The organism is Allorhizobium sonneratiae (genome assembly GCF_023700755.1).
In the GTDB taxonomy this organism is placed as follows: Bacteria; Pseudomonadota; Alphaproteobacteria; order Rhizobiales; family Rhizobiaceae; genus Allorhizobium; species Allorhizobium sonneratiae.
In genome coordinates this window covers 287,626-307,293 of record NZ_JAMKOJ010000001.1, presented here as the reverse complement: position 1 = coordinate 307,293, position 19,668 = coordinate 287,626, and the positions used below count along the sequence as shown (strand labels likewise).

The window sequence follows — 19,668 nt, the reverse complement described above, 5'->3', positions numbered from 1 at the left end:
CAGCAAGCGACTTGCGGGCGGCCTGTTTTTACCGTTACCTTCTGTTCAGAAAAATGAGCGGAGGCGTTATGAGCAATCACCTGAAATTCTTCATCGACGGTGCCTGGGTCGATCCGGTTCACCCCGCCACGCTGGAGGTGATCGATCCGGCAACGGAAGAAGCCTTCACCGAAATTGCCGTCGGCGCAAAGGCCGATGTCGATAAGGCGGTTGCGGCGGCCAAAAGCGCCTTTGCCAGCTTCTCGCAATGGCCGGTGGCGGAGCGTCTGGCGCTTCTGAAACGCATTCTCGACGAATATAACCGCCGGTTTGAGGATATTGCCCAGGCCGTCAGCCGGGAAATGGGCGCACCGATAAGCTTTGCCCGTGACGCCCAGGCCTGGGCAGGCCGCGCCCATCTGGAAGCGACGATCAAGGGGCTGGAACAGTTTTCATTCACGGAAAAGCGCGGCTCGACCATGGTGGTCAAGGAGCCGATCGGCGTGGTGGCGCTGATCACGCCGTGGAACTGGCCGCTCAACCAGATCGTCTGCAAGGTTGCTCCCGCAATTGCCACCGGCTGTACCGTGGTGCTGAAACCCTCGGAAATCGCGCCGTTGAGCGGCATTGTCTTTTCCGAAATCATGGACGCCGCAGGCGTGCCGAAGGGTGTCTACAATATGGTCAACGGCACCGGGCCGGATGTCGGCCAGATCATGGCCGGTCACCCGGATGTCGATATGGTCTCCTTTACCGGCTCGACCCGGGCGGGCATCATCGTCGCCAAGACCGCCGCCGATACGGTGAAGCGCGTCGCACAGGAACTGGGCGGCAAATCAGCCAATATCATTTTGCCGGATGCCGATTTTGAAGCCGCCGTGCGCCAGGGCGTGCGCAGTTGTTTCGGCAATACCGGCCAGTCCTGCGATGCGCCGACACGGATGCTGGTGCCTGCCGACCGGCATGACGAGGCGCTCACCTACGCCAGGGCCGAAGCGGAAACCTTCGTCACCGGCGATCCGCGCTCCGAAGCGACCGATCTCGGTCCGGTCGTCAGCCAGATCCAGTATGACAAGATCCAGCGGCTGATCGAGGCGGGCATCAAGGAAGGCGCAACACTGGTCACCGGTGGTCCGGGCCGTCCCGAGGGGCTTAATCGCGGCTATTATATCCGCCCGACCATTTTCGGACATGTCCGCAATGACATGACCATTGCCCGCGAAGAGATTTTCGGTCCGGTTCTCTCCATCCTGCCTTACACAGATGAAGAAGAGGCGGTCGCAATCGCCAATGACACGGTTTACGGGCTGGCGGCCTATATCCAGTCTGAGGATATCGATCATGCCCGCCGCATTGCCGCGCGGATGCGGGCAGGCTCTGTCTATCTCAACTATCCGGAATGGGACACCATGGCCCCCTTCGGCGGCTACAAGCAATCCGGCAATGGTCGCGAATATGCCGATTGGGCGATCCATGATTTTCTCGAAATCAAAGGCATTATCGGCTGGGACAAGGCATGACACGACAACCGATCAACCCGCCGTCGGTGCGCAAACCTTTTGGCCAGTATAATCACGGTCTGCTGATTGCCGAGCCGGGGGCGCTGCTTGTCACCTCCGGCCAGCTCGGCATCAGTCCCGATGATACGATCCCCGCCGACATCACCGCGCAGGCGGAGCTGTGTTTCCAGGCGATTGGCGCCATCCTTGCCGAAGCGGGCATGGATTTTGCCGATGTGATCCGCATTGGCGGCTTTGTCACGAAGCGGGAGGATTTTCCCGCCTATATGGCCGTCCGGGATCGCTATATCCGTGACCCGAAACCGGTCTCGACATTGCTCATCGTCAATGGCTTCACCCGACCGGAATTTCTGGTCGAAGTGGAGGTGACTGCCGTGAAAACGCCAATGTGAGAGGCCGCCTTGCGACGCTGGCCGTCACGATGAGTGCCACAAATAAAACACAATTCAAAAAAGCAATGGCCTCTTAACAAAAAACATGTATCATACCATCCAAGCATGACGCTATCATGAATGCTGAATGCTTGATCTCCAGTCTTGAGGCCCGTCGGTTTTGCCGATGGGCTTTTTTTTATGACAAAAATTTGCCAAAAGGAAATACCGGCCACCGGAAACAAGCATAACTGACTGCAGAAAGCGCCTTGCACTGCATAATCGCCCAGTGCTTCAAGACGTTTTCAGCAATGATGCAGTCAAAATCTGGGATGGAAACAAACCGTCATGCGGGATTATGTGATTGCGGTGGATGTCGGAACCGGCAGCGCACGCGCTGGCGTGGTGTCGGACGATGGTACTCTTCTCTCCCGTGAAGAGCGGATGATCACGCTATCGCGGCCGCGTGATCATCTGGGCGAGCATGATGGCGACGAGATCTGGGCCGCCTGCATCCACGCCATCCGCGCAGCCCTTGCCGCCTCCGGCATAAGCCCTGACAGGATTGCCGCCCTTGGTTTTGATGCCACCTGCTCGCTGGTGCTGAGACAGCGCGACGGTTCGCCTCTGAGCTTGCGGGAAGAAGGTCCGCACCGCTTTGACACACTGGCCTGGCTTGATCACCGCGCCCGTGCTGAGGCGCTGGAATGCTCTCGGATCGATCACCCGGTGCTGAAACATACCGGCAATGTCATGTCGCCGGAGGCGGAAATTCCCAAGCTGATGTGGCTGAAACGGCATCGCCCGGATCTCTGGGCTGAAGGAGGCCTGTTTTTCGACCTTGCCGATTACCTCACCTTTCGCGCCACCGGTTCGACGGCCCGCTCGCTCTGCACGCTGGCGTCGAAATGGAGCTTTTTTGGCCATACCCGTCCCGGCTGGCAGCAGGATTTCCTCAATCGCGTCGGATTGGACGATCTGATCGATACGGCGGGACTTCCCGAACGGGGGCAAGCTGTTGGCACCGCCATCGGTACGCTGACACCGGAGGTGGCCGACGCGCTCGGCCTGTCGACACAGGTCGTCGTGGCGGCGGGCATGGTCGACGCCTATGCCGGAGCCCTCGGTGTTCTCGGGACCACCGATCTTTCCAATGACAGACAGGCACAGGTAGCGCTGATCGGCGGCACATCGAGCTGCCTCATTTCGCTTTCGCACCAGCCGCTCTTCCGCCACAGCCTCTGGGGCCCCTATTACGGCGCGATTTTTGCCGATCTGTGGCTGGTGGAAGCCGGCCAGTCGGCAACCGGCGCGCTGCTCAACCACATTCTGCGCCTTCATGCACAAGGTGGCGAACCGGTGACAGCCCTGCATCGGCGCGTGATTGAGCGCATACAGACCCTGCGCGCCGCAGAAGGCGACCCCTTTGCAGCCACCCTCGATGTGCTGCCCGATTTTCACGGCAACCGCTCCCCCTTCGCCGATCCAGCCCTAAGGGGCGTGATCAGCGGCCTGACGCTGGATGCCTCTTTTGACGGACTGTGCCGCCTCTATTGGCGGGCCTGTCTGGGCATTGCGCTGGGCCTCAGGCAAATTCTCGAAATGATGGTGGGAGATGCGCCCCTGCCCCGCCTGCATCTCACCGGGGGCCATGTCAAAAACCCCCTGCTCACTGAGCTTTATGCCGATGCTACCGGCTGCTCCGTGATGGTCGCGGACGAAACGGATGCCGTTCTGGTTGGCACCGCCATGAATGCCGCAGCCGCCTGCGGGCTTCATGCTGGTCTGGCCACCGCCGGACAGCGCATGGGGCCGAAAAGCCGGCTCATACAGCCTGATCCGGCCCGTCAAAGGGTTTATGACCAGGATTATGCCCGGTTCCTGTTGATGCAGCGCCACCGGCAGGAATTGAACGCATTGCGTTGAGGGGGCCAGTGGCTGCAAACGGCGATCAGGCCGCCTGCCAGTCGCCAGGCGCCATGCGCGAGCCGGTTTTTCCGTCTACAGCGCCGTGCGTTTTATAAAACGCACATAGGACGCTGTAGCACTTTAGAGCACCGTGCGATCAATATGACGCATTCTGCCGCAATGAATTTATGGGCTGATCAAGATTTTTGCCGAAGGGCATACCGCTTGGTACGTGCGAGGGAAAAATCTTGATCAGGACGTAAAGACATGCGGCCCTTCGGGTTTGCTGAAACTTGCCCCCCACTGCGTTGGATGGCTTGCCCGATGACATAGCATCGCGCTGCGCCATCCGCCTTGTGGGACGGCAAGTTTGAGCAAACAGAATGCATCATATTGATCGCACGATGCTCTAAATCTGCTGCATAATTTTCTCCTTAAATCCTACCTGATTTAAGGAATTATGCAGGAGGGTGAAACGGGACACCATCTGTTTCAGATTGCTGCTTTCACGCCCGAGCGTTGCCGCCGCCGCCGTCATTTCCTCGACCATGGCGGCGTTTTTCTGGGTGGACTGATCCATGGTATTGATCGCCGAATTGACCTCGGCCAGACCGGCAGACTGCTCCTGCGTGGCGGCGGCAATCGCATCCATATGGCCGGTAAAGGATTTGACCAGATCGCCGATCATGCGCAGGCCCTCGCCGGTTTCATCCACCAGCTTGACCCCGTCCTTGACGGCGTCGGCCGAATTGCGGATCAGCGCATTGATTTCCTTGGCGGCCTTGGCCGATCGCTGGGCAAGTTCCCGCACCTCTTGGGCCACGACGGCAAAACCCTTTCCGGCTTCTCCGGCACGCGCGGCCTCAACACCGGCATTGAGCGCCAGAAGATTGGTCTGGAAGGCGATCTCGTCGATAACGGAAATGATGTTGGTGATCTGTTCGGCGGACTGCTCGATCCGGTCCATCGCGGAAACCGCATTGCCGACGATCTCGCCGGAACGGAGCGCCTGCTGGCTGGCGGAATGGGCAACGCCACGTGCTTCCGCCGTGCGCCGGGAGGTGGAGGCGACATTGGCGGTGATTTCATCGAGCGCGGCTGCGGTTTCCTCCAGCGAGGCAGCCTGCAGTTCGGAGCGTTGCGACAGATCGCCGGAGGCTGCGGACACCTCCTGTGCACCGCCATCGACAGCGGAGACGGACCCGTCGACCTGTAGCAGGGTCTCACGCAATTGCCGCACCGACTGATTGAAATCGCGCCGCAATCCTTCAAACCGCGCAGCAAGCGGCTTTTCGATGTCACACATCATATCGCCGGCGGCAAGACGCTGCAGCGCTTCGGCCAGCGTGCCGGTCGCCTGCAGCAAAAGGCGTTCGGCCTCTTCCTCAGCCAGACGCTGGATCTCGGCACGCTCGCGCTCTGCCGCCTCACGCGCCTGTTCAGCCTCTGCTTCCAGTGTCTGGTTGCGAATGGCCGCAAGACGGAAGATCTCGACGGCACGCTCCATATCCCCGATCTCGTCCTTGCGCGCCGAGATCGCATGGACCGACACATCGCCCTCGGCCAGCTTTGCCATCCACCCGGTCAATGCCTTGAGCGGACGCACCAGAGACAGGCCCAGAAGAACCGAAATGGTCAGGATCGCCACGCCCGCCAGGCTCCAGACAAGCACCATGACGACCAGGCTGCGATATGCCTTTGCCGCATCCGTGCGCGCACTCTGACCGGCCTCCTGCAACAGGCCGCGTTCGATCTCGTACATCACATTGATGCGCTGCGTCGTGGCGGCAAACCATGCTTTTGCCTTGAGAGCAGAGAGGTCAGCGGCAGCCCCACCAGCCATGAGTGCCTGACGCATATCGATGACATCTCTGGAAACCACATCAAGGCGTTCCTTGTCCGCCGCAGCCTTCGCCTCGGACTGCAAAGCAAAAAAACTGCTCAAGCTTGCCTGTTGCGCGCCAGCCATCATCACGAACGTGGAAAACCGGGCCGGATCCATCTTGCCCGCCGCGATAAAGCCGTTGCCCATGCCCCGTTCCTGTCCAGCAGCCTCCTTGGCGTTTTCCAGATGATCGAGCGAAAGAAACGCCCTGGCTGTCGCAAACGGCATGGCGTCGAGCGGCATGGCGCGCTCTGCCTGCCGCGCCTCGGTAATGGTCCGGGTGTAATAGCCGAAACTGTCCGCCCCGCTGCTGACGAGGTCATCGACCGACTGGCGCATCGTTGCAAGAGAGGAAAGGCTTTTTGTCAGTTGCATCAGCGTGCGGTGAAGCTGCGGCGTCGCAAGCTCGGCCATGCGGCTTTCCAGCCGGGCAATCTGCGCAAGACTGCGGTCGGTCTCCTGACGCGCCTGTTTCAGCTCGGCTGCGTTCAAGCCACCCTTTGAGCCGAGAAAACCCGCCGTCAATCCGCGCTCGACCTGCAGCGCATGAACGGTTGTGCCAAGCGTATCGAGCGCCCCTGTCATCACCACGATGCCGCTCATCATGTCATAGTGACGCCATGTCTGCGCCATCTGCCCGACCGCCAGATAGACGACGGCGACCAATGGCAGAGCCATGGCCAAAAGGATGCGTTTAGCAATTGAAAGATCCGCCACCGTCATAAGATGTCTCCGGAATGCCACAGAAAACGTTGCCGCGCATTCCACCCTAGGGTGCAAATATTTTAAAAAACTTAATTATAATAAAATTTATATATATTATTGATTTTAATGATGTTATGGCTTCGACGTCTTGTTGATCGACGCATTCATGCCACTCACGTCATCGTCGGCCTGCAGTTTATTGCCACAAGAGCGCGGCCAAGGTCAAAACTCAGACAGAACGCCCATCCTGATTGGGGTTTGAGCCTAAACCGGAGATGAACGGCATTTAATCTTTATGCCGCAAAGTGACCATTAAAGCGCCGAGTTTGGGGACGAGGATCACCATCATCTCCTCGGAGAAACGCTTTGAAAGGATAACATCATGTCCGTATTGCATAAGACCATGTCTGCGGGCCTCCTTGCGACCGTGGTTGGCGTATCCCTGATTGCCTCCACCTCTGCCGCCGATGCCCGCCCGCATTTCTGGGGCGGTGTTGCTGCCGGCGCTTTGGGCGGCATTATCGGCAGCGCCATCATCAATGACACCTATCACCGGCCGGTGTATTACTATCCCGAATATGCGCCGCCACCGCCACCGCCGCCACGTGTTATCTATCGCCAGGTCTATGTACCGGCCTGCCATTATGAATGGCGCCATGATTATTATGGCTATGGCTACCGCGTGCGGGTGTGCCCGGATTGATCATTATAGTCGGGAGCCTTTCGAGGCTTTCATTGACCCGAACTGAGCAAAAACGCCCGCAGTCTGATGCGGGCGCTTGACATTTTGCGGCTTTCCATGCAAAAGCCGCACCAGTCTTTCCTTCTTCCGGCCGCCGCGTGAGCGCGCCCTGCCATTCAGATCATGCAAGGAAGAGAAAGGCGCAATTGCATAAGGTGAAAGTCACCTGCTGCGCCTGAAAGCATTTTTCCAACTGACAAGTTCCCAATTCACGCGGGGTTCTTGACGCCAGAAGCAGACGCGACCGCAATAAGGCGGGCGCGGGATCAAGGCTTCCGGCGCCCCGAAAGGTATATGAAGTGACCGGTTTTAACGAACTTGGCCTGTCGAATTCCATTGTCGCCACGTTGGTGGCACTCGGCTTTGAAACACCCACACCCATTCAGGAACAGGCGATCCCGATCGTTCTGACCGGCCGCGACCTGATTGGCCTTGCCCAGACCGGCACCGGCAAGACCGCTGCCTTCGGCCTGCCGATCCTCGAACTGCTTCTGAAAGAAAACATCCGGCCGCAAGCGCGCACCACGCGCACGCTGATCCTCGCCCCTACCCGTGAACTGGTGAACCAGATCGCCGACAATCTGCGCAGTTACCTGCGCAAGACGCCGCTCAAGATCAATCAGGTCGTCGGTGGCGCCTCGATCAACAAGCAGCAGTTCCAGTTGGAGCGCGGCACCGATATTCTGGTGGCAACGCCCGGTCGTCTTCTCGATCTGATCGCCCGCAATGCGCTGTCACTCAAGGCCGTCACCCATCTGGTACTGGACGAGGCCGACCAGATGCTTGATCTCGGCTTCATCCACGATCTGCGCAAGATCGCCAAGATGGTGCCGGCCAAGCGCCAGACGCTCTTGTTTTCGGCCACCATGCCGAAGGCAATTGCCGATCTGGCCGCAAGCTTTCTCACCGACCCCGCACGCGTCGAAGTCACACCGCCCGGCAAGGCAGCCGATAAGATCGAGCAATATGTGCACTTCGTCAACGGTCAGAACCACAAGACCGAGCTTTTGAAACAGGCGCTGGCCGACAATCCCGACAGCCGCGCCATCGTTTTCCTGCGTACCAAGCATGGTGCGGAAAAGCTGACGAAGCATCTGGATCTGACCGGCCATTCCGTTGCCGCCATCCATGGCAACAAGAGCCAGGGCCAGCGTGAACGGGCGCTGAAGGGTTTTCGCGATGGCTCGATCAAGACGCTGATCGCCACCGATGTCGCCGCCCGCGGTATCGATATTCCCGCCGTCAGCCATGTGTTCAACTATGACCTGCCGGAAGTGCCGGACGCCTATGTGCATCGCATCGGCCGCACCGCGCGCGCCGGTCGCGACGGCATTGCCATTGCCTTTTGCGGACCTGATGAAGGCCGCCTGCTGCACGATATCGAGCGGCTGATGGGCATTGAGATCGCCATTGCCAGCGGTGAGCCCCATGCCAGCCTCGAACGTCCGGCCCGCCCGGCCCGCCGTGGCGGCAACAACCGTAATCACAGCAATGGTGGCCAGCCGCGCAAGGACGGTCGCCCGCAGGGCGGACGCGGCCCGCGCGACGAGGCCAAGGGCGAGCGCCAGGGCCAGCCCGGAAACCGCAAGCCCGGCGGCAACAACCGCCCGGCCCGCAGCGGCAACCGCCAGCGCCAGCAGGGTGGCGGCGCCGCCCGCAGCGGTCGCTGAGACCGTTCTCCCGACACGCCTCAGGCATGAAGGGATAAAACGATTGCAAAGAAGAGATGGAGAGCAGGCCTTTCCATCTCTTCTGCGTTGAGACGACAGGACGGACGGGACGGGTGAAAGGACGCAAAACTTGCGTCAATCCCTCGTCTTTCCTATATGGCCTTTACAGGATCATTGCATCACCATAACGCTTGGAGCATGGGACCGAAAAGTAGGGCCCGGTTTTGCGGTGAGACCCTGCGCCAAAACAAAAAGCCCATCGAAAGACCAAGAGCCGTGAACACGCTGGATTTTGACAAGAAGCCCGAAGACACCCGCGTCGTCGTTGCCATGTCGGGCGGCGTTGACAGTTCCGTTGTTGCGGGACTGTTGAAACGCGAGGGCTATGATGTGCTCGGCATCACGCTCCAGCTTTACGATCACGGTGCCGCTGTCCACCGGGCGGGTTCCTGCTGCGCCGGTCAGGATATCGACGATGCGCGCCGGGTCTGCGAAACGCTGGGCATTCCTCATTACGTGCTGGATTACGAGCAGCGCTTCCGCGACACCGTGATCAATCCCTTCATGGACAGCTATATCGCCGGGGAAACGCCGATCCCCTGCGTGGCCTGCAATCAGACGGTCAAATTTGCCGATCTTCTGGCCACGGCAAGGGAGCTGGGGGCAGATGCCTTGGCAACCGGCCATTATATCCGCTCCAAGGCCTTGCCCCTTCCCGGCAATGCAGGCCACAGGGCGCTGTTTCGCCCGGTCGACAGCGAGCGCGACCAGAGCTATTTCCTGTTTGCCACCACGCAGGAGCAGATCGATTATCTGCGCTTTCCGCTGGGCGCCATGTCCAAGGCCGAAACCCGCAGGCTGGCCGAGGAGATGGGGCTGGTGGTGGCGCAAAAGGCCGACAGCCAGGACATCTGTTTCGTCCCGCAGGGCAAATATGCCGACATCATCACCAAGCTCAAGCCGAATGCGGCCCTGAGCGGCGAAATCGTCCATCTCGACGGGCGCGTGCTCGGTCGCCATGAGGGCATTTTGCATTACACCATCGGCCAGCGCAAAGGTCTGGGGGTCGCCACTGGCGAGCCGCTTTACGTGATTTATCTCGATGCCCGCTCAAAAAGGGTGATCGTAGGCCCGAAAGAAGCACTGGAAACACGGCGCGTCTATCTGCGCGACATCAACTGGCTGGGCGACCGCCCGATCGAGGAGGACGCCCGTAACGGCTTTGCTTGCTTTGCCAAGGTGCGCTCCACCCGCCCGCCCGCTCCCGCCAGCCTCAATCGGGATGAAAACGGTTTTTACGTCGATCTCGCCATTGGCGAGGCCGGTGTTGCCCCAGGTCAGGCCTGCGTCCTCTATTCGGCACCGGGCGAGGATGCCCGCGTTTACGGCGGCGGTTTCATCGATCGTTCCGAGCGACGCGCCGATGCGGAAGCGGCCTTGCAAAGCCTGCTGGCGAAGCCAGTTGCCGCATGAAAAACAAAGACTTGAAAGGCCCATGACCCGACGGCCCATTTTTCTGTGAAAGTCGCTTGACTTTACCGGGAACCACGCCTTATAAGCCGCCCATCGCTTTCGCGGGCACCAACCGGCCCTTTGCAAGGAAAGCATGGCGGGATAGCTCAGGTGGTTAGAGCGTGGGATTCATAACCCCAAGGTCGGCGGTTCAAGTCCGCCTCCCGCTACCATTTTAACAGAGATTGAACCATGCCTGCCGTGAAAACCTTAATGTCACGGATGCATTCTTGCGCCCTTGGTGATCTTGTCGACGATCTTGCGCTCGGCGCGTAAACCCAGTCCAACGAGATTGGCCGTGTCCGGCGTGAACCGGGAAAAAACGTCGCGATTGGCCGCGTCATGGCCTGTGGCAAACATCTCTTCTATATAGGCCGATGTCACGATCTGCCGCTCCAATGCCCGGTTCAGAATGGTTTTGAGCTGAGCCTGACCGGCCACAAGAACAATAATCGGCTGAATTGTCATGGCATTGTAGACATGCCCGGCACCGTCCCGGTAAGCTTCACCGATGATATCAGGCGCCTGCGAGACGACGCCGCTTGTCAGAAAAGCGGTTACATTCAGCTTTTGCCAGACAGCAAGATCATCGCGAACGACAAGGGCAATCTTGGTTTCGAACATGCAGGCCAACTCCTTCACCGGTCTTCAACATCAAGCCTTCCTATCGCCGGACACCTTCAGCGGTCTTGAACATTCGTGTAACGGACCATTGAACGACGGCATGCGCATTTCACTGACGCCGGGCGGCATGGAGCGTCTGGAAGCGCGCTTTCACGGCCATGGTTTTTCCCCGCATCGGCATGATACCTATGCCCTTGGCTTGACGCTGCATGGGGTCCAGACCTTTCGCTACAGGGGCTCGTCGCGGTTCAGCCAGCCCGGCAATATCCTTGTCCTTCATCCCGATGAGGTACATGACGGCGCAGCCGGAACCGAGGTTGGCCTGATCTATCGCATGGTCTATCTTTCCCCGCATGTGATTGGCTCCGCCAGTCATCACCGCAACAGCCTGCCTTTCGTTTCCGATCCCATCGTCAAGGACAAACAGCTGCTGCAGGCGTTGGCCGACCTTCTTGGCGATCTCGAGCAGCAGCCGACGGATTTGCTGATGGATGATGCGACAATGCGCATCGTTTCCCGGCTTGAGGCACATGCCCAGCATCCGTCACGGCCCCTGCGGGCCTCGGCGCAAAAGGCTGTACAGCTGGCGCGCGATTTTCTCGACAGCCATGCCGATCGCCTCGTCCGATCCACCGATCTTGAGGCGGCGACCGGGCTTGATCGTTATGAACTGGCGCGACAATTTCGCCGGCTGACCGGAACCAGCCCGCACCGCTATGTCATCATGCGGCGTCTGGAACGGGCCAAGTCGCTGATCATCGACGGCCTCAGCCTGGCAGACATCGCCTTCAGCGTCGGATTTGCCGATCAGGCCCATTTCACCCGCCATTTCCGCCGGGCTTTCGGCATGACTCCAGGCCGCTGGTCAACCCTTATCAGACAAGCCGGGCGCATCTGAGGCTAGGGCATTGCCCCGAGAAAAGTGTGAAACGGTTTTCCGTCCGGAAATGCGGAAAAACAATGAGTGAGAGCTTTTTCGTGTTTCCGTGAAACCTTGAAAAGCTCTACGCGCCATGCGCCATAAATGGCGCACAAAGATTTTCTGTAAATATTTATATTTGCTGCATAATTTTCTTATTCACTCGAGTCAGGTTTAAGGGATTATGCAATCAACAGGCACGCGATGAATCTGCCTTTCTTTTTTCGCATAGCCGATATTCGCCTATGCAGCATGATAAGCATCAAAATCATTTGTATCCTAATTATTTTTCTCCTATCTAGCTGACATGACAGATATCAAATCCCTTCGCCGTCTTTTCACCGCCCGGCTGTTGACCAATGCCCGGCTTTGGCGCCGCCATATCGATGCGGCGCTGGTGCAGCATGGGCTTTCGGAAGCCTGCGCCGCACCGCTGATCTGGATCAGCCGCCTTGGCGGCGGCATTCGCCAGATTGCTCTGGCCGAACATGTCGGCATTGAAGGCCCCTCGCTGGTGCGTCTTCTCGATCAGCTGGAAGGCCGCGGCCTTGTCGAGCGGCGCGATGACCCGAACGATCGCCGCGCCAAGGGCCTGTGGCTGACAGAGGCCGGCGAAACCATGGCCGCGCGGATCGAAGCCCTGTTCGATGACGAACGGGAAACCGTCTTGTCTGGCATCAGCCCGGAGGAACTGACGCTGTTCCTGAAGATTCTGGACCAGATGCAGGAACGTTGCTCGGCTGAACGCGTCGGATCCGAACAGAAGGACTAGGCCATGACACTGCCAACCACACGCGACTGGCTCTTTTCTCTCAAGACCTTCATCGCCGGCATGCTGGCGCTCTATCTGGCGCTGTCCTTCGATCTGGAACGGCCTTACTGGGCCTTGTCTGCCGTATACATCGTCTCCAATCCCTTTTCCGGGGCAACCCGCTCCAAGGCGCTTTATCGGGCGCTCGGCACCGTGATCGGTGCGGCTGCCTCTGTGGCTCTGCTGCCGCTTTTGGCCGACAAGCCGATCCTGCTGGCGATCACCGTATCGCTCTGGACCGGCACGCTTTTGTTTTTCTCCATGCTGGAGCGGCGTGCCCGCAGCTATGTCTTCATGCTGGCGGGCTATACCCTGCCGCTGGTGGCGCTGTCTTCCGTCACCAGCCCCGCCACGGTCTTCGCCACGGCGCTTTCGCGCTCCGAGGAAATCATTCTGGGCATCGTCTGCGCCAGTCTGGTCAACACGCTGCTGTTTCCGGCAAGCCTGAGCGGCCCTTTCAAGGACCGTATTGATGGCTGGCTGGCCGATACGGCCGCATGGGCCGGCGAAATCCTGAAAGGCGAAGGTGCAAGCCCACTGACACCGATCAAGCGGCAGGCGCTGGCCTCCGACGTCACCAGCCTTGACCTGATCATCAGCCAGCTTGGCTATGACCATGGCGCACGCGATATCCGCGCGCAGGCAAAGGCCCTGCGCGGCCGCCTGCTGATGCTTCTGCCGCAGATGTCGTCGCTGGCCGACCGCCTGCATGCCTTGAAGCAGCAGGAGGGCGACCTGCCAGCTCCCCTGGTCACCCTGCTTTCCGAGGTGGCCGAATGGATCGGAGAAAAATCCGGCGGCGCACCCGCGACAGCCGAGATTTTCCTTCAGCGTCTTGGCGCTCTGGAAGCCACCTGCCAGAATGAGACATGGAGCGGCCTCCTCTATACCAGCCTGCTCGCACGCCTTCGCCAGATCATCAGCCTGTGGCACGATTGCATCGTGCTGGCCAACGCCATCGGCTCAGGCAAAGCCACCCTGCCGGATAGCGCGCTTCTGACCCACCAACCTGTCTCCTCCGGTCGCCACCATGACCGCGCTCTGCTGCTGCTCAAGGCCGCAGTCGTGGTGGGCGGTACCTTTGCCTCCTTCATGGTCTGGCTGGCGCTGGGCTTTGCGCAGGGATCGAGCTTTGTCGCCATGGCTGCTGTGGCCGGCTCGTTTTTCGCCGCTCAGGACAGACCCGCGCCGATGATCCGCGCCATGACGCTCTGGACGGCGCTCTCCGTTGCCGTCGCCTTTGTCTATGTCTATGGCGTCTTTCCCATGGTCACCAGCTTTCCGATCATGGTGATGGTGCTTGCTCCGTTCTTTCTCTATCTCGGCACGGCGATCACAAATCCGCAGACCGGCATGATGGGGCTGCTTCTGGCGGTCAATGTCGCCACGCTGATCGGCTTTCAGGATCGTTACAGCGCCAATATGGTCAATTTCGCCAATGGCGGGCTTGCCACCGTGCTGGGTCTGGGGTTTGCGCTGGCCTGGAACCGCCTCACCCACCCCTTCGGTGCCGAGCTGGCGGCGCGGCGACTGTTGCGCTCAGGCTGGCAGGATCTGGCGGATATGGCCTCGGGTGCCGCTGTCGGTGGCACCTATCGGCTGGCCACCCGCAATCTCGACCGGCTGGGCCAGCTCGTGCCGCGCCTTGCCGCGATGAATGCCCGTGAGCTTGCCGATGTCGACGGCTTTGCCGATCTGCGCCTCGGCCTCAATGTGGCAATCCTTCAGGATATGCGCCCGCACCTGCCGGCCACGATCAAAGACAATGTGGTCGCGGTTCTGCACGGCATTGCCGAACACTACAAGCGGCAGGCACGCAGCGCCAAGACTCTGTCCGCCCCGGAGGATCTGCGCCAATCGATCGATGCAGCCCTTCACACGAGCCGGACCGGGCAAATCCCCTCACCGCTCTTGCAGAGTACAGATCCTCATCTCCCGGCTTCCAACCCGGCCGGATCTGTCACTGTCCAGGATGAAAACGCTGACCGCCGCGCTGTCATCGATGCTCTTGTCGGCATCCGCCGGGTGCTGTTTCCCACGGCGACACCGCCGCAAGAAGCCGATCCCCGCCACGCCTCCTCTTTCGCCATTGCTGCCGAGTAAGCCTCCATGCCTATCGAAATTTATGGACTATACGTACCGCGTCTGCTGATTGCCATGCTGATCGCCCTTGTCCTCAACAGCCTCATCATCCGGCTTCTCGCCTGGTTTGGGTTCTACCGGCTCGTTTGGCATCGCGGCCTGTTCGATCTGGCACTTTACGTGCTTCTGGTCGGCGCTCTCCTTTCTCTCAATCACTGGTTCCTATCATGAATATGCTGAAGCTTTTCGCCCGCATGGGCGTCACCCTGATTGTCGTTGCCGCCGCTGTTCTTGTCGGTCGCCACCTCTGGACCTATTACATGGAGGAACCATGGACGCAGGATGCCCGTGTGCGCGCCGACATCGTCAACATCGCCCCCGATGTCAGCGGCCTCGTCACCGATGTCATGGTCAAGGACAATCAGACGGTCCAAAAGGGGCAGGTGCTTTTTCGTGTTGACCGCAAGCGTTTCGAGCTGGCGCTGGCCGAAGCAGAAGCCAGCCTGCAGGAGAAAAAATCCGCCTGGGACGAAGCCATTCTTGAACGCCAGCGACAGGAAAAACTGGGCGCGTCCGGCTCTGCCGAAGCCAAGGAAAAGGCCGCTGCCGCCGAAGTTCAGGCCAAGGCCGCCTATGACAATGCAAAGGCCGCACGCGATACGGCAGCGCTTGATCTCGACCGCAGCGATGTCACCGCCACCGTCAACGGCACCGTGACCAATCTCGAGCTGAAACCCGGCGATTTCGTCAGTCGCGGCACAGCAAAAATCGCATTGGTGGACAGTGATTCTCTGCGCATTGAAGCCTATTTCGAGGAAAACAAACTGACCCGCATCCACAAGGGAGACAAGGCAACCATTCTCCTGATGAATGATCCAACCCCACTTGCCGGCCATGTCGACAGCATTGCCGCCGGCATTCAGGACAGCGAGCGCTCCTCGTCCTCCGGGCTTTTGCCAAACATCAACCCGACCTTCAACTGGGTGCGTCTGGCCCAGCGCGTGCCGGTGCGCATCCATCTCGATGCGCCACCCGCCTCGCTGCGCCTGATTGCCGGAACTTCGGCCACCGTCAGCATTGGTGCATCATTGAAGTGAATGGCGGCAGAATAACTTGACCAAAAGAGAATAGTTTATACTGTCACCATCTGTTCGACAGCATCCTGCTTTTTATCAGGCATGCCTGAAATGCTGTCAGGAGAGACGGATGTGACAGTTGCGCCGAAACGACAGACGGCCGTGAATGAGCGGGCGAAGATAAATGGTGGACCACCAACCGATCTCGCCGGTCTGCTGGACGAGGCAACAGGCCAGCGCTATGCCTTTATCAAGGGGCGCTTCCTGCTGAAAAATCCTCGCCCGGAGCACCCGCCCCTTCCCTGCGCCGATCTTGCCGATCGGGATCGGCTCATGCAGGCGATCGCGCCGTTTGCCGACAGCTTTCCTTCTGGCACGGATCAGCGCGCTGTTCTGTCATTCTGGTCGCAGATTTATCTCAGCACACTGGTCATCGCCACCACGCTCTTCTGGCTGGAGCTGCGGCTGGTCCTGCCGGTCGGGCTTGAACGATTGTCGGTGCTGCTCGATCCGCAAACCGCGCGACCAGAGGGGTTTCTTCTGCAAAATGCGGGACAGTTTACTCCTCAGGTCGAGATCGAAGAGGCGTTCGAGGGCCTGCTGCACGGTCATCTGGACCGTCTTATCCCGGCCATGTCCAAAGCCTGCGGCCTGTCGCAACGTCTGCTGTGGAACAATGCCGCAAGCTATCTCGACTGGATCGTCGACGAGATCGGCGGCTCAGACCGACCGCAGTTGACGGCGCAAGGCCGCCGCCTGCTCGATCCGCCATTGCGACCGGACGGATCGAAAAACCCACTATACGGACTTGTCCAGCACAGGATCGATGCGCAAACGGGCGCCATGCAGAAACAGCGCCGCGTCTGCTGCCTGCGTTATGCCCTGCCCGGCATTGGCGGCTGCGGCGCTCTCTGCCCGCTCAAACACGGACAGAGCAGTGAATAACAGCTACGACATCATTCCTGAAATCGGGTGAGATTTAAGGTGAAAATGATGCAGGTGATTAAAAGTGTTACAGCGACCTTTGTGCGCCATATTGGGCGCACGGCGCTGTAAAGGCGGGTCCAAAGACTATCAGGACGAAAAACGGTGTCACACTTGATACCGTGACAACGCTTTAGCGCAGCAGATCAAGCCTGCTGCTGGTGATGGTGCGCAGCGAAAGATGATCCATCAGCGCGATCAATTCCTTCGGCGTTGCCTTGGCATCGCAATAACGCAGCGTGATGCGCACCGGCAGGTTCATGAAACCGGGATCACCGACCGGATCGTAATTCTGGTAGGTCGTGGTGCTGGCCATGGCCTGCCAGGCGAAAACACAGGCTCCGCCGTTTTTACCAAGCGTGCCGGTGGCAATGCCATAGACGCCATAATTGTTTTCCCGAAGCCCCGGAACGATCTTCATATCGACACCGGGCAGCATTTTCTTCATTTCATCCGGCGCATCATTGCTGGCCGCCGCCTGACTGTAACGCGGACCACCGGAAAGGCCGATCTCGATCGTCAGCGTATTTTCACCTTTACCGGCAGAATCCGGGTAAACGATCGTCTGGAAGGCGGCATGTGGCTCAACCCGATGCCGATTGGCGAGGATCGGCGCCTTCAATCCCTTGATGAAGGCCATGGGCGGCGGTCCCTTAGCCGCATTGGTCTCTGCCATGGCCGGGGCGCAGGCAAGACCAATCCCTGCCGCCAGCAGTATGGCAAAACCACAGCTCAACGAGGCTTTCAGGCCAGAAACCCGGCCAGCAACCAGATATGCGCAGCGCTGACGATTATGCATTGTCTTGTTCATCGGACTGCGTTCCCAAATAACCTGTCTGCCGTCTTTCCAACCAAATAGCCCTTTGCCCGCCGCATCTCAAGCGGGTCCTGCAGCAATCCATGGCAAAGGCTTGCAGATTTGCCGTTCGTCCAGTCTTTACACGTGTCTGTCCACAGCTTTGAACCGTGTCAGGAGAAAAGCAAACTTTTCGTTAAATTTTAACGAATAGGCTCTAGTGCACGAGTTTTACAGCCAAACCCTGTGCCAATGTATGGCGCAAGGGGCTGTAAGGCAAAACGAAGAGCGCCTGAGTGGATGCCGGTCATGCGGACCTCAGGCCGATTTCGGGACAGGTGTCATGCGTAAGTTCCTGATTCTCGCCCTTTTGCTGGCGCTTGCAAGCTGTGCCCAGCCGCCCAGATATACCCGCAATGCCTGCGCCATCTTCGAGCAACGCGATGGGGTTTTCGACAACTGGAAGCGGGCCGCCCGCGCCACATCACGCGAATATGGCGTGCCGGTGCCGGTGCTGATGGCAACAATCTACACCGAATCGGGTTTCCGTGCCCGCGCGCGCCCACCGCGGCGCTATCTGCTGGGCTTCATTCCGTGGAAGCGCATATCCACAGCCTATGGCTATTCGCAGGCGCTGGACGGCACCTGGGACCGCTACAAGCGCGAAACCGGACGCCTGTTTGCCAGCCGCACCAATTTTGCCGATTCCGTCCGCTTCATCGGCTGGTACCACTATCAAAGCCATATGCGCCTCGGCATTCCCTATAGCGATGCCTATCATCTGTATCTGGCCTATCATTCCGGTCAGGATGGTTATTTGCGGGCAGCCTATCGCGCCCGTCCGGAAGCGCTACAGGGCGCCAGACGTTTTGCCGCCATCACCGAAACTTATGCGAGACAAATGCAGCAGTGCCCATAAACAGAGAGAGGGCCGCAGCCCTCTCACGCATCTCTTGAACGCCGTGCGGTTTACAAAACGAACGGCGCTTTCGTGTTTTCGCCAGAAACAGTCTCGATCACGAGGACTGGATCGCCGAAATCACCCATGGAGCACCCGCTCGTCGCAGGAAAGTCCAGACCTCGACCGACTGGCCCGCATGGGCAGGATCGCCCTCCACCACCCGACCGCTCTCACGCTCGCGCATGACATCGACGGCCTCATAGCGCATCGCCACGGTGGCATAATCAACCTGACCCTCGCGCCAGGCATCGGCAACATCACCCTGTAACAGCGTCACACCGGACACCTCGTTGCGAAGACCGCGGCGGGCAGTCTCCTGAAGCTCTTCCGTCAGCCAGTTCATCGCCTCCGGCGTGGTGATCCGGCGCAGGGCGTTATAATCCTCAGCGCTGTAGGCGCGCTGCATCTCCTTCAGCAGCGCTTCGAAATGATCGAGATCCTGCGGCGTTATGCCGATCTCGTCGCCGCGCGCAACGCTTCCTGCCACAGGGCCTGCACGCGCGCCCGAACCGATCGGCGGAATGGGAAAACCATTCCCACCACCCATGCCGCGCATCGAGGCCGCCCCGCCGCGCGCGGCAGACGAAGCCGAGAAAAGCCGCCTGACCAGCATGACGACACCGGCAATCAGCAGAAGCTGGAACAGAAAACTGATGAGACCGCCGCCGCCGAAAAAGCCGTGGCCGAGCATCATGCCGAACAGACCCCCCATCAGCAGACCGCCGATCAGCGAACCGCCGAAAAAGCCGCCCCTGCCCGTCTGTGCCATACCGGGCTGCGCGCCGTAATTCGGCGTGGTGCTGCGCTGGATCGGCGCTGCGGTAGAGGGGGCCGTCGTGGTGGTGGACGGTGCCGACCATGTGCGGCTGCCGCGACTGCCGAACCCGCTGAAACTGCTGGCCTTGCGTGCCTCGGCAAAATCCGTTGCCGTCAGAGCAACCGACAGACCCAACAGGACCACAGCCGCTATTTTCCAGAGAGCACTCTTCGGTCCTCGTTTCACGCCGGTCGGATTACGCTCTAAAAGCCGCATGACCATCCCCATCCTTTCATCCTCAACATCCTGCGCCTTATATGGAGATGCAGGACGGCCGGTAAAAGAGAAGCCTCATCAAGAGCAACC

Annotated in this window: 17 protein-coding genes and 1 tRNA gene; 14 read left to right on the top strand and 4 right to left on the bottom strand. The window is 59.5% G+C overall.

The window, feature by feature from the left end:
• Window positions 1–68: 68 nt before the first annotated feature.
• The 3 genes from NAC44_RS01290 to NAC44_RS01280 all read left to right on the top strand — a co-directional run bounded on the left by NAC44_RS01290 (window position 69) and on the right by NAC44_RS01280 (window position 3,796).
• Window positions 69–1,499 carry an aldehyde dehydrogenase family protein gene (locus NAC44_RS01290; RefSeq protein ID WP_250937057.1) on the top strand — a complete coding sequence of 477 codons (1,431 nt, stop codon included), beginning with the start codon at window positions 69–71 and terminating at the stop codon, window positions 1,497–1,499.
• The gene (locus NAC44_RS01285; RefSeq protein ID WP_250937056.1) at window positions 1,496–1,891 is read left to right on the top strand and encodes a RidA family protein; all 396 of its coding nucleotides are present in this window, start codon (window positions 1,496–1,498) and stop codon (window positions 1,889–1,891) included. Before NAC44_RS01290 ends, NAC44_RS01285 begins: the two co-directional genes overlap by 4 nt.
• Before the next feature lie 327 nt (window positions 1,892–2,218).
• Complete coding sequence (locus NAC44_RS01280; protein ID WP_250937055.1) at window positions 2,219–3,796, top strand: FGGY-family carbohydrate kinase; 1,578 nt, start codon at window positions 2,219–2,221, stop codon at window positions 3,794–3,796.
• 391 nt (window positions 3,797–4,187) lie between these two features.
• Here the strand turns inward: NAC44_RS01280 and NAC44_RS01275 are convergent, their stop codons facing one another.
• Complete coding sequence (locus NAC44_RS01275) at window positions 4,188–6,341, bottom strand: methyl-accepting chemotaxis protein (protein WP_250937053.1); 2,154 nt, start codon at window positions 6,339–6,341, stop codon at window positions 4,188–4,190.
• 409 nt (window positions 6,342–6,750) lie between these two features.
• Here NAC44_RS01275 and NAC44_RS01270 point away from each other — a divergent pair, with 409 nt between their 5' ends.
• From NAC44_RS01270 to NAC44_RS01255, 4 genes are all read left to right on the top strand, one after another.
• The gene (locus NAC44_RS01270) at window positions 6,751–7,071 is read left to right on the top strand and encodes a hypothetical protein (protein WP_250937052.1); all 321 of its coding nucleotides are present in this window, start codon (window positions 6,751–6,753) and stop codon (window positions 7,069–7,071) included.
• A gap of 338 nt (window positions 7,072–7,409) precedes the next feature.
• On the top strand, window positions 7,410–8,780 hold the full coding sequence (locus tag NAC44_RS01265; RefSeq protein ID WP_250937050.1) for a DEAD/DEAH box helicase: 1,371 nt from the start codon (window positions 7,410–7,412) through the stop codon (window positions 8,778–8,780).
• A gap of 276 nt (window positions 8,781–9,056) precedes the next feature.
• Window positions 9,057–10,253, top strand: a complete 1,197-nt coding sequence (mnmA, locus tag NAC44_RS01260; protein WP_250937048.1) for a tRNA 2-thiouridine(34) synthase MnmA — start codon at window positions 9,057–9,059, stop codon at window positions 10,251–10,253.
• Window positions 10,254–10,388: 135 nt separating this feature from the next.
• A tRNA-Met gene (locus NAC44_RS01255) sits at window positions 10,389–10,465 on the top strand.
• A 43-nt stretch (window positions 10,466–10,508) separates the two neighbouring features.
• Here the strand turns inward: NAC44_RS01255 and NAC44_RS01250 are convergent.
• A complete protein-coding gene (locus NAC44_RS01250; RefSeq protein ID WP_250937047.1) occupies window positions 10,509–10,916 on the bottom strand; it encodes a DUF2000 family protein in 408 nt (135 codons plus the stop codon).
• A gap of 100 nt (window positions 10,917–11,016) precedes the next feature.
• Between NAC44_RS01250 and NAC44_RS01245 the strand changes: the two genes are divergently transcribed.
• The 6 genes from NAC44_RS01245 (at window position 11,017) to fhuF (ending at window position 16,749) form a co-directional block, all read left to right on the top strand.
• Window positions 11,017–11,814: a helix-turn-helix transcriptional regulator gene (locus tag NAC44_RS01245; RefSeq protein ID WP_250937046.1), complete on the top strand. Its 798-nt coding sequence runs from the start codon at window positions 11,017–11,019 to the stop codon at window positions 11,812–11,814.
• A 328-nt stretch (window positions 11,815–12,142) separates the two neighbouring features.
• Window positions 12,143–12,607, top strand: coding sequence for a MarR family winged helix-turn-helix transcriptional regulator (locus NAC44_RS01240; protein ID WP_250937045.1), 465 nt, complete (start codon window positions 12,143–12,145; stop codon window positions 12,605–12,607).
• 3 nt (window positions 12,608–12,610) lie between these two features.
• Window positions 12,611–14,749 carry an FUSC family protein gene (locus NAC44_RS01235; protein ID WP_250937044.1) on the top strand — a complete coding sequence of 713 codons (2,139 nt, stop codon included), beginning with the start codon at window positions 12,611–12,613 and terminating at the stop codon, window positions 14,747–14,749.
• Between the two features lie 6 nt (window positions 14,750–14,755).
• Window positions 14,756–14,959, top strand: a complete 204-nt coding sequence (locus NAC44_RS01230) for a DUF1656 domain-containing protein (protein WP_250937043.1) — start codon at window positions 14,756–14,758, stop codon at window positions 14,957–14,959.
• Entirely contained in the window at window positions 14,956–15,825 is an 870-nt protein-coding gene (locus tag NAC44_RS01225; protein ID WP_250937042.1) for an efflux RND transporter periplasmic adaptor subunit, read from the top strand. The genes NAC44_RS01230 and NAC44_RS01225 overlap by 4 nt, the downstream gene beginning before the upstream one ends.
• 111 nt (window positions 15,826–15,936) lie before the next feature.
• Window positions 15,937–16,749 (top strand): siderophore-iron reductase FhuF, encoded by an 813-nt coding sequence (gene fhuF / locus NAC44_RS01220; RefSeq protein ID WP_250937040.1) that lies wholly within the window; start codon window positions 15,937–15,939, stop codon window positions 16,747–16,749.
• A 172-nt stretch (window positions 16,750–16,921) separates the two neighbouring features.
• Here fhuF and bcsN read toward each other — a convergent pair whose 3' ends face one another.
• Window positions 16,922–17,599 (bottom strand): cellulose biosynthesis protein BcsN, encoded by a 678-nt coding sequence (gene bcsN, locus NAC44_RS01215; RefSeq protein ID WP_250937038.1) that lies wholly within the window; start codon window positions 17,597–17,599, stop codon window positions 16,922–16,924.
• A gap of 328 nt (window positions 17,600–17,927) precedes the next feature.
• Here bcsN and NAC44_RS01210 point away from each other — a divergent pair, with 328 nt between their 5' ends.
• Window positions 17,928–18,503, top strand: coding sequence for a transglycosylase SLT domain-containing protein (locus NAC44_RS01210; RefSeq protein ID WP_250937037.1), 576 nt, complete (start codon window positions 17,928–17,930; stop codon window positions 18,501–18,503).
• Between the two features lie 97 nt (window positions 18,504–18,600).
• On the opposite strand, the gene NAC44_RS01205 is transcribed toward NAC44_RS01210, so the two are convergent.
• Window positions 18,601–19,578, bottom strand: coding sequence for a TIM44-like domain-containing protein (locus NAC44_RS01205; protein ID WP_420839850.1), 978 nt, complete (start codon window positions 19,576–19,578; stop codon window positions 18,601–18,603).
• Window positions 19,579–19,668: the final 90 nt, after the last annotated feature.

Excerpts from the sequence above, each read along its gene's own strand:
- NAC44_RS01225 (WP_250937042.1), top strand. The coding sequence starts at position 14,956 with ATGAATATGCTGAAGCTTTTCGCCCGCATGGGCGTCACCCTGATTGTC.
- NAC44_RS01250 (WP_250937047.1), bottom strand. The coding sequence starts at position 10,916 with ATGTTCGAAACCAAGATTGCCCTTGTCGTTCGCGATGATCTTGCTGTC.
- NAC44_RS01275 (WP_250937053.1), bottom strand. The coding sequence starts at position 6,341 with ATGGCTCTGCCATTGGTCGCCGTCGTCTATCTGGCGGTCGGGCAGATG.
- NAC44_RS01290 (WP_250937057.1), top strand. The coding sequence starts at position 69 with ATGAGCAATCACCTGAAATTCTTCATCGACGGTGCCTGGGTCGATCCG.
- NAC44_RS01205 (WP_420839850.1), bottom strand. The coding sequence starts at position 19,578 with ATGCGGCTTTTAGAGCGTAATCCGACCGGCGTGAAACGAGGACCGAAG.
- NAC44_RS01285 (WP_250937056.1), top strand. The coding sequence starts at position 1,496 with ATGACACGACAACCGATCAACCCGCCGTCGGTGCGCAAACCTTTTGGC.
- NAC44_RS01235 (WP_250937044.1), top strand. The coding sequence starts at position 12,611 with ATGACACTGCCAACCACACGCGACTGGCTCTTTTCTCTCAAGACCTTC.
- NAC44_RS01240 (WP_250937045.1), top strand. The coding sequence starts at position 12,143 with ATGACAGATATCAAATCCCTTCGCCGTCTTTTCACCGCCCGGCTGTTG.
- NAC44_RS01245 (WP_250937046.1), top strand. The coding sequence starts at position 11,017 with ATGCGCATTTCACTGACGCCGGGCGGCATGGAGCGTCTGGAAGCGCGC.
- NAC44_RS01280 (WP_250937055.1), top strand. The coding sequence starts at position 2,219 with ATGCGGGATTATGTGATTGCGGTGGATGTCGGAACCGGCAGCGCACGC.
- NAC44_RS01210 (WP_250937037.1), top strand. The coding sequence starts at position 17,928 with ATGCGTAAGTTCCTGATTCTCGCCCTTTTGCTGGCGCTTGCAAGCTGT.
- NAC44_RS01270 (WP_250937052.1), top strand. The coding sequence starts at position 6,751 with ATGTCCGTATTGCATAAGACCATGTCTGCGGGCCTCCTTGCGACCGTG.
- bcsN (WP_250937038.1), bottom strand. The coding sequence starts at position 17,599 with ATGAACAAGACAATGCATAATCGTCAGCGCTGCGCATATCTGGTTGCT.
- NAC44_RS01230 (WP_250937043.1), top strand. The coding sequence starts at position 14,756 with ATGCCTATCGAAATTTATGGACTATACGTACCGCGTCTGCTGATTGCC.